Annotated in this window: 8 protein-coding genes and 2 riboswitches; of the genes, 1 reads left to right on the top strand and 7 read right to left on the bottom strand. The window is 35.5% G+C overall.

Annotation, left to right across the window (positions count from 1 at the left end; genetic code table 11):
* Positions 1 to 200: 200 nt before the first annotated feature.
* From kdpDN to V7014_RS27355, 5 genes are all read right to left on the bottom strand, one after another.
* Complete coding sequence (gene kdpDN / locus V7014_RS22485; RefSeq protein ID WP_335510530.1) at positions 201 to 1,349, bottom strand: KdpD-like non-kinase potassium sensor; 1,149 nt, start codon at positions 1,347 to 1,349, stop codon at positions 201 to 203.
* A 103-nt stretch (positions 1,350 to 1,452) separates the two neighbouring features.
* Positions 1,453 to 2,034, bottom strand: a complete 582-nt coding sequence (gene kdpC / locus V7014_RS22490; protein WP_335510532.1) for a potassium-transporting ATPase subunit KdpC — start codon at positions 2,032 to 2,034, stop codon at positions 1,453 to 1,455.
* A 36-nt stretch (positions 2,035 to 2,070) separates the two neighbouring features.
* Entirely contained in the window at positions 2,071 to 4,191 is a 2,121-nt protein-coding gene (gene kdpB, locus V7014_RS22495; RefSeq protein ID WP_335510534.1) for a potassium-transporting ATPase subunit KdpB, read from the bottom strand.
* Between the two features lie 18 nt (positions 4,192 to 4,209).
* Entirely contained in the window at positions 4,210 to 5,877 is a 1,668-nt protein-coding gene (gene kdpA, locus V7014_RS22500; protein ID WP_335510543.1) for a potassium-transporting ATPase subunit KdpA, read from the bottom strand.
* 27 nt (positions 5,878 to 5,904) lie between these two features.
* The gene (locus V7014_RS27355; RefSeq protein ID WP_438824960.1) at positions 5,905 to 5,979 is read right to left on the bottom strand and encodes a potassium-transporting ATPase subunit F; all 75 of its coding nucleotides are present in this window, start codon (positions 5,977 to 5,979) and stop codon (positions 5,905 to 5,907) included.
* Positions 5,980 to 6,601: 622 nt separating this feature from the next.
* Positions 6,602 to 6,744, bottom strand: a riboswitch (cyclic di-AMP (ydaO/yuaA leader).
* Positions 6,745 to 7,004: 260 nt separating this feature from the next.
* Here V7014_RS27355 and V7014_RS22505 point away from each other — a divergent pair.
* Positions 7,005 to 7,397 carry a DUF2294 domain-containing protein gene (locus V7014_RS22505; RefSeq protein ID WP_335510536.1) on the top strand — a complete coding sequence of 131 codons (393 nt, stop codon included), beginning with the start codon at positions 7,005 to 7,007 and terminating at the stop codon, positions 7,395 to 7,397.
* Positions 7,398 to 7,469: 72 nt separating this feature from the next.
* On the opposite strand, the gene V7014_RS22510 is transcribed toward V7014_RS22505, so the two are convergent.
* Both V7014_RS22510 and V7014_RS22515 read right to left on the bottom strand, forming a co-directional pair.
* Positions 7,470 to 7,784 (bottom strand): DMT family transporter, encoded by a 315-nt coding sequence (locus tag V7014_RS22510; protein ID WP_335510538.1) that lies wholly within the window; start codon positions 7,782 to 7,784, stop codon positions 7,470 to 7,472.
* Positions 7,784 to 8,119, bottom strand: a complete 336-nt coding sequence (locus V7014_RS22515; RefSeq protein ID WP_335510541.1) for a DMT family transporter — start codon at positions 8,117 to 8,119, stop codon at positions 7,784 to 7,786. Before V7014_RS22515 ends, V7014_RS22510 begins: the two co-directional genes overlap by 1 nt.
* 83 nt (positions 8,120 to 8,202) lie before the next feature.
* Positions 8,203 to 8,302: riboswitch (guanidine-I (ykkC/yxkD leader) on the bottom strand.
* Positions 8,303 to 8,629: the final 327 nt, after the last annotated feature.

Genomic DNA, 8,629 nt, shown 5'->3' on the forward strand with positions numbered 1-8,629 from the left:
TACGATAAAAAAACAAAATATTCTAAGAATATTCGACAAAAACCCCACTAAGCCTAATTACCTACTATATTCTTCATTTAAAAATAAATATTATTTTGATATATTTATAATATGACTATTACAATACTTATCATGAAAAAAGTTAAAAAATCACAAAAAAACTGTCAATACAATTGAATGACAGCCTTACACTTTTTTTATTAAGCTCTTCCATCCGAAACAATCATTATATCAGTATTACGTAAATGACGCATAATGATATTAACAATACTTCCTTTTCTAATTTCTTCCCATCTCGTCCGAGCAGATTGACCCAGTACAATTTGAGTAATTCTCTTTTTCTTAGCTACTTCTACAATAACATTTGCGGGTTCACGGTTCCCTTTTTCTTCTATTATAAAGTGTCCATTAAATTCATCAGCTAGTTCTTTCCATTGTTTAATCTTTTGTTTCTTTTCCAACGAATATGACCCTTCACTTTCTGAGGAAATATTCAATATATATAATTCCGCTTTTAAACGTTTGGCTATTCGCGCCCCACGCCTAATCAATCGTTCTGCTGTTGGACCGTACTGAACACAAACAAGAATACGATCGTAAACACCAATAGGGCCATTAATCTCGTTGTTACCTGATTCAATTTTCTCATCCACTTCATTTGCCACTTCGCGCAGTACCAGTTCCCTTAATGCTGATAAATTATTTGAGGTGAAGAAATTTTGCAACGACTGCTCAATTTTATCTGGTTTATATATTTTTCCATCCATTAATCTTTTACGCAATGTTTCAGGACTTGCATCAATCACCTGAATTTCATCAGCTTTTTGAATAATAAAATCCGGTACTCTTTCTCTAACAACTACTCCTGTTATTTGCTTAACAATATCATTGACACTTGCAATATGCTGTATATTAATCGCACACCAAACAGTGATGCCAGCTTCTAAAATCTCTTCTACATCTTGATACCTTTTCTTATGTTTACTGCCATTTATATTGGTGTGAGCTAGTTCATCAATAACTACAATACTTGGATTCCTTTTAATAATTGCAGGTACATTTACTTCTAAAAATGAACGGTTTTTATACATCATTTCTTTAAGAGGCAAACACTCTAAATCTTGTATTTGTGCTTCCGTTTCTTTTCTACCATGTGTCTCAATAAACCCTATGATTATATCTTTTCCTTCACGTTTTGCATCATGTGCATCCTGTAGCATCTTATATGTTTTTCCTACGCCTGGAGCCGCGCCAATATATATTTTTATCTTTCCTTTATTACTTTCATGCAGTTCACCCAATATTTCTTCCGGTGTTTTCCTCCTAAAATACGGATGTTCTTCAGCCATAAATCTTCCTCCATTATCAGAAGCATAGAGGCTGTCTCAAAAGTGATTATAAATCACTTTTAAGACGCCTTTTACGCTAACCATTACCTTACGGGACACCCTCTTATTCATATAGTTTTTGAAGGCTTACATTTAATTGGAGAACATTTACTTTCTCCTGACCGAAAAGTCCAAGTTCTCTTCCTTCAGTGTGTTTTTCAATTAAAGATTTTAGCTGTTCTTTAGAAATCCCACCTTTTTCAGCAATACGATCCACTTGAACATATGCAGCCTTTGGACTGATATGTGGATCTAATCCTGATCCAGAGTTCGTTAACAAATCAACTGGAACCTCTTCAATCGGTACAGTTGGGTTCTCTTGTTCCCATTTAGTAATCGACTCCTCTATTCTCTTGTGTAAATCCTCATTGGATGGCGCATAGTTGTTTGAACCCGATCCATTTGCATTGTTCTCTATACTTGAAATTCTTCCATGAAAATATTTTGGATCTTTGAAATTTTGGCCGATTAACTCCGAACCAATCACTTCATGTTTGTCATTATATATTAAGCTACCATCTGCTTTTTTCTCCATAAAAGCTTGTGCAATTCCAGTTGATATTAACGGATAAATCAAACCACAAATAAGCATAAAAACTAAACTGATTCTGATTACAGGACTAATGATGCTTCTTAGCTCTTTCATGAGCATTCATACCTCTTTCTCTTTTAAGATTAGTATTTAAATGACTAAACCTAGCAACATATCAATGATTTTTATTCCTATAAATGGGGCGATGACACCACCCAAACCATAAATACCTAAGTTTCTTTTTAATAAAGCATTGGAGCTCATTGGTTTATATGCAATTCCTTTCATAGCTAAAGGAATAAGCAATGGTATGATAATCGCATTAAAAATTAATGCTGAAAGAATAGCTGAGACTGAAGAATTTAATCCCATAATATTGAGCGCACTCATTTCAGGTATAGCCACCATAAACATCGCTGGAATGATCGCAAAATATTTAGCCACATCATTCGCGATACTAAAGGTTGTTAAAGCGCCACGCGTCATCAATAACTGCTTACCAATTTCTACAACTTCAATGATTTTTGTAGGGTTGGAATCTAAATCAACCATATTGGCAGCTTCTTTTGCAGCTGTCGTACCAGAATTCATTGCTAATCCTACATCAGCTTGAGCGAGTGCAGGAGCATCGTTTGTTCCATCACCAGTCATCGCAACAAGTTTACCTTGACTTTGTTCATATCGAATAACATCGATTTTATCTTCCGGCTTACATTCTGCAATAAACTCATCAACGCCAGCTTCTTTGGCAATTGTAGCTGCTGTTAAAGGATTATCACCCGTACACATAACGGTTTTAATTCCCATTTGACGTAATTTATCAAATCTTTCTCTCATGCCCGGTTTAACCGTATCTTTCAAATAGATTAAACCGATAATTTGATGATTTACTGCAACAGCTAATGGCGTTCCTCCTTTTTCCGAAATCAGCTTCGCTTTTGAATCTAAATCAACAGGAAGGAATCCACCTTGTCCTTGTACCCACGTTTTAATCGCATCGACTGCACCTTTACGAATCTTTCGAGCATCTTTCAAATCGAGCCCGCTCATTCTTGTTTCTGCTTTAAACGGTACCAATTCAGCTCCGTAAATCAAGGAATCTTCAACTACTGTTCCTAATGCTTTTGCCAACTCTACAACAGACTTCCCTTCCGGAGTATCATCTTGTAAAGATGTTATAACACTATAATGTTGAAGTTCCTCTTCTGATGCATCCCCAACAGGGATAAATTCGCTAGCCATTCGATTACCAAATGTAATTGTTCCTGTTTTATCAAGAATGATCGTATGAATATCACCAGATGCTTCAACTGCTTTACCTGACATCGCAATCACATTAAACTGTGTTACACGGTCCATACCTGCAATACCAATTGCTGATAGCAATCCTCCAATCGTTGTTGGTATTAAACAAACTAACAAAGCAATTAATACTGGTACATCGATGTTAAATCCTAAATACTTTGTAAAGAATGGCAATGCCATTACAACAATCATAAAAATTAAAGTTAGACTTGTTAAAACAGTGTTTAAGGCAATTTCATTAGGTGTTTTCTTACGTTCTGCACCTTCTACTAAAGAAATCATTCGATCTAAGAAAGACTCACCAGGATCACTTGTAATTTTCACAGTTATACAATCACTAACAACTTTCGTACCTCCTGTTACAGAAGAAAAGTCCCCTCCACTTTCTTTAATGACGGGTGCAGATTCTCCAGTAATAGCCGATTCATCGATAGAAGCTAATCCTTTAATAATCTCGCCGTCTCCCGGAATGAACTCTCCCTCAGAAACGATGACAATATCACCTTTCTTTAGCGTTGCAGACGATACAGTTACAACCTTTTCTCCTTTTAATAAGTTAGCAGGTATATCCTTCTTCGATTGCTTTAATGAATCAGCTTGTGCTTTACCACGCCCTTCCGCTAACGCTTCGGCAAAGTTTGCAAATAGAATAGTTAACAATAGAATGATTGAAACCGTAACATTAAACCAAACCTCTGATCCACTTTCTCCGAATAAATCAGGTACAAATGATAAGATTAGCGTTACAATAAAACCTAATTCAACAACAAACATGATTGGATTTTTTATCATGATTGCCGGGTTTAACTTTACAAATGCTTGTATAATAGAATCCTTTATTAATAGATTTTGTGAAGGGCGGCGGTTGTCGAAGAGTTCACCGCTTTGCACATCTTGTGCTCCTTCCACTTCCTTTTTCACACTAATACCGTGTTTTTGCTTTTCTTTAACGGCTGGTTTACCCATCGTATTCCATCCTCCATTTTATAATGTTAAAAATTCTGCTACCGGTCCTAAAACCACTGTTGGGAAAAACGTTAAAGCGCCAACGATAACAATCGCGCCTAATAAAATCCCACCAAACAATGATGTATCAGTACGGAATGTTCCAATTGTTTCAGGTACAAGCTTCTTGCTTGCTAATGAACCAGCGACTGCAATCATCGCAATGATGCTGAAGCATCTGCCGAAGAACATGACAATACCAGTTGATATATTCCAGAACGGAGTTGCGTCCGCAAGTCCTTCAAATCCTGAACCATTGTTTGCTGCAGAAGATGTATACTCATAAACAATTTGTGTAATACCATGGAATCCTGGATTAGTAATACTACCAGATCCAAGTGGTGTCCACAGTGCTATAGCAGATGCACCTAGTATTAATAAAGGATGAATAAGAAGAGTAAGAGCAATAAATTTCATTTCTCTGCCTTCTATTTTCTTACCTAGAAATTCTGGTGTTCTTCCGACCATTAAGCCTGACAGGAATACCGCGATAATACAGTACATTAATATGTTAATAAAGCCTGCTCCGACTCCGCCAAATACCGTATTTAGCATCATATTCACGAGCGGAACCAGACCACCAATTGGTGTTAATGTATCATGCATCGTATTTACCGCTCCTGTTTCAGCAGCCGTTGTTACAACCGAATAAAATGCCGAATCACCGATTCCAAATCGTACCTCTTTCCCTTCCATACTCCCTTGATCAGCATTTAATCCCAGTTCACTTAATACAGGATTACCATTGAATTCAGCAGTAAGTGATGTCGTAAGCATAATAGCAAACATAACTGCCATTACTGTAAATAGGATGCGTCCTTGCTTTCTATTACCAACCATTTTTCCGTATGCAAAAGGTAACGCAGTAGGTAATAACAACATGAGCCATATTTGCAAGAAGTTACTGATTGCATTTGGATTTTCAAAAGGATGTGTCGAGTTTGCCCCGAAGAATCCCCCACCATTATTACCAACTTCTTTAATCGCTAAGAAAGCAGCCACTGGTCCTCTGGCGATTTCTTGTTCTTCACCACTGATCGTATTTGCAGTCACTGTAGGCTCCAAAGTTTGTGGAACACCCAATACAACAAAAATCAATCCCGCAACAAAAGCAATTGGTAAGAAGACGCGAGTTAAACTTCTCGTTAAATCCACAAAAAAGTTTCCAAGACCTTTTCCAGCTAGCCCTCTAATAATGGCCATTACAGCAGCCAAAGCAGTCGCTGGAGAAACGAACATTAAGAATACGATCGCAATCATCTGTGAAAAATAAGATAAACCTGATTCACCACTGTAATGCTGTAAATTCGTATTAGCCATAAAACTAATAGCTGTATTAAAAGCCAAAGTAGGCTCCATTCCCTCGATATTGCTCGGATTTAGTGGTAGCACACCTTGAAATCGAAAAACTAAATATGTTAGAAACACTGTAAAGACATTAACGAGTAAAAAAGATAATGCATATAATTTCCAACTTTGATTTTCCTTCTTTACACCTGTTATTTTGTATATAAGGTGTTCAAATCCTCCGAAAAACGTATCTAATTTTGTTTTGTTGTAATCGAAAACACTAGCTAAATATAAACCCGTTGGTTTTGCCATTAGCCCAATAATAAGCAGGGCTACTATAATGGAAACGATACTCATGATCAAACCTTCCATCCTCCTAAGTAATTAGAATTTTTCTGGATTGCATAATGCATATAATAAATACAAAGAAACACAACACCCTAAAGCAAATAAAACCATACTCACTATTTACTCACTTCCTTTTTCTATTTCTGAAGAAGCAAACTTTATAAATCCCATCATCAGTGCTGTTGACAGAATTACGATACCAATCATAAGAACGTCCAACATTTTTTCGCCTCCAATATTTTGAATAAAAAACTCAACTGAACACTACCCTAAACTTTTTAAGTAACTCTCCTATACAAAACTAAGCCGAGCAATCCCCCTTTTATTTGCGTGCTGTCTACCATTCCACTTACCATACTCTGACTTAAACCAATCCGACTTATGACAGCTGCATGATTCCTTTCGGTTTTAATCTTAGACAACAGAAAAAGACCAATACTTACTTCTCTCCATGTTGAATAAGCTGACAAAGCAAGAACCTAATGTGGCTTTAAAAAAGCACATAAAAACAGTCCTTCAATGTACAATCAACTTTAAATTTGGAGAAAAAGTATGCATTGATCTACTTAACGCCCAGCTAGTATTTACTACCTTTGCGTTCCGTCTTCCATTTGCACTTTTTCAAGTTATAGGCATAATAAAAAGACCTACAAAATTCTCTCAAACTGCTTTTTCCCTACGAATCCCTTAAAAATTCGCATTAAAAAAGCCCCTTGAATAAGGTGGTCTTTAGGACCTCCTTCGCATTAGCCGACGAAGTTAGCTGACGGGTAGGATGGCGAAAGAGATTTATCTCTCATCCCTTCTACATAAGTAAAATTAACCCCAAAAGATTGGTTCCTCCGCTCTCGTTATGAGACTAGGCCGAATTAAATTTGAATTCATAATATCGTGGTTAATAACTTAATGCAAACCACAAAATCTGCTGAAAAATCATCAAATTTATCCATTTACGCTCATTTTACACATATTTATATCTATTTCCTTATTTTATCTCTAAAATTCTCTCTTTTTTGACTCTTTCAAAAAAATACATAAAATGGTACAAATGAGTGACATCATGAAAGTCATACTATGAAAATCTCCTAATAAACTATGTAGATATAGTTTATTTTTAATAAAGTGAGGAATAAACGTTGGCTCTAATTAAGAAAAAACTTGAAAATGAATTGAGTGAAGCATTTATCAAATTACAGCGTGATTTAATAGGAAGGGGACCTCAGGAAACAAAGACGTACATCGTAAATGATATGATTATTGTCCGTTCCAAAGGTGCTCTAACAGTTGAGGAAAAGCACCTAGTAAAGCAAGAAAATGGTCGCAGGTTAGTTAAGAAAGCACGGCAAATTTTACGTGAGATGTATAGCGAGAACTTCGAAGAAATTGTGGAGCGCTATACAAATTGTCAAGTATTATCCAGTCATAGTGATATTAGTACAAAAACTGGAGAAAAAATTGAAGTTTTTATCGTCAACAAAAACTTAGAGAAAATATTAGAGTCCAACTGTAAAGAAGACAAAAATAGCTAATAAATTTGGAGTAAGAGATTCAATTTCATAAAAATAACCACTTTCTATAAAAGAAAGTGGTTATTTTTTTATTTATGAGACAAGCTTTAATCCTACAGCTGAACCTAAAATCATAAAGATGAATAGAATTCGTTGCCAATTCTTCGGCTCATTATATAAAAGCATACCTAGGATAGCCCCACCGGATGCACCAATTCCTGTCCATACTGCATAAGCTGTTCCCATAGGTAAATCAAGCATAGCAATAGCGAGAAAAACAAAGCTTGCAGCAAACGCAAGAAGCATCATCGTTAATGAGGACATATTTTTTTGTTCATGATATCGATTAATCATCAAAACTCCTGCCATCTCAAATAGACCCGCTAATAATAAATAGATCCAAGCCATTATGCTTCCTCTCCTTTCTTCTCACCCGTAACTAACTTAAGTCCTACAACTCCCGCTAATAACATGCCAATTAACATAATCTTAATCCAGCTAAACGGCTCTCCAAAGAAGAGTACGTCTGCGAAAACCGTTCCAGCCGTTCCTAATCCTACAAAGACTGCATAAACGGTTCCTACTGGTAAATATTTTCCCGCCATAATCATTAAATAGAAGCTGATAATAATACATACGATGGTACCAATCCACTCCCAAACATTATCAGCATGCTTCAGTCCTATCACCCAAAAAATTTCAAAGAAAGCTGCAATAAATACTTTTAACCATTCTTTATTCATTTTTCATTTCCCCTTTCTATACTGGTTAAGCATAATATCAATTAGAAAACAGCAAAAAAAGCCTGAGAGAATAGCGTTAACTAATCTCCCAGGCTTTTATCCTTCCGTGGCATTGTAAATACAATGAGTTTTCTCTCGGACCAGGCTAGTCTTAAAAACTACGGAACCCTAGAAAACATTTTTTATATTCTATTAAGATATTATCTATATACAAAATAGCACAAATGCTACTCAAAAATCTAGTTTTAATTATTATACACATTAAAAGAAATTGTCAAACGCCACCATAAAGTGAAACTTTAATCTGTGGTGGGTATTCCTACATACGAACTTCTTTTTAAATCAAAGTCATAAAATATTCAAACTACAGGAGTTTATTCACTAAGTAAACGGGAACTAAGTATCATGAATGAAATTATTGTCCTATCTTTACAATTACGTGCATATATTTAAATGATTATATAACTCTAATTAAAATTAGTACTTATTTATAATAATTTTAATTAAACT

The organism is Bacillus sp. JJ722 (assembly GCF_036963345.1).
GTDB lineage: Bacteria > Bacillota > Bacilli > Bacillales > DSM-1321 > Bacillus_AD.

Coding starts and splice junctions, on each gene's coding strand:
- kdpDN (WP_335510530.1), bottom strand. CDS start 1,349: ATGGCTGAAGAACATCCGTATTTTAGGAGGAAAACACCGGAAGAAATA.
- kdpC (WP_335510532.1), bottom strand. CDS start 2,034: ATGAAAGAGCTAAGAAGCATCATTAGTCCTGTAATCAGAATCAGTTTA.
- kdpB (WP_335510534.1), bottom strand. CDS start 4,191: ATGGGTAAACCAGCCGTTAAAGAAAAGCAAAAACACGGTATTAGTGTG.
- kdpA (WP_335510543.1), bottom strand. CDS start 5,877: ATGAGTATCGTTTCCATTATAGTAGCCCTGCTTATTATTGGGCTAATG.
- V7014_RS22510 (WP_335510538.1), bottom strand. CDS start 7,784: ATGGCTTGGATCTATTTATTATTAGCGGGTCTATTTGAGATGGCAGGA.
- V7014_RS22515 (WP_335510541.1), bottom strand. CDS start 8,119: ATGAATAAAGAATGGTTAAAAGTATTTATTGCAGCTTTCTTTGAAATT.